At 62.1% G+C, this 523-nt stretch carries 1 protein-coding gene; it reads left to right on the top strand.

Translation table 11 applies throughout. From position 1 onward, the window contains the following. Positions 1 to 523: contractile injection system protein, VgrG/Pvc8 family (locus AC27VU_RS28915; RefSeq protein WP_488725412.1), on the top strand; the 523-nt coding region annotated here is incomplete at both ends.

The raw sequence follows: 523 nt of genomic DNA, 5'->3' as shown, positions 1-523 counted from the left end.
GGAAGGTATTCACTACCACTTCCAGCACAGCGCCACAGCGCACAAGCTCGTCTTCGGCGATGACCAGACGGTGTTCCCGAAACTCAAGCCAGTGGCCTACCAGCAAGACTCCGGCATGGTCGCCAGCAATCCGGTGATCAAGCGTTTCGACCTGCGCCTGGAAACCCGCACCAGCCGTACCACGCGCCGCGATTACGACTTCGAAAAACCGCGCCTGACCCTGGAAAGCGAAAACCGCGGCGACGCCCTGCCCGATCTCGAAGACTACGACTACCCGGGCCGCTTCATCGACCGCGAGCGCGGCAAACACCTGGCCAAACGCGCCCTCGAACGTCACCGCAGCGACTTCCAGCTCGCCGAAGGCAAGAGTGATCAGCCACTGCTGGTCAGCGGCCATTTCCTTGCCCTGACCGAACACCCGAAGGCCAAGTGGAACGACCTGTGGCTGCTCACCGAAGTCCTGCACGAAGGCAAACAGCCGCAAGTGCTGGAAGAGTCGGTGACCAGCGACACCACCGCACTC

The organism is Pseudomonas sp. 14P5.3.2 (genome assembly GCF_057799175.1).
This window is presented reverse-complemented; position numbering and strand designations above follow the sequence as displayed.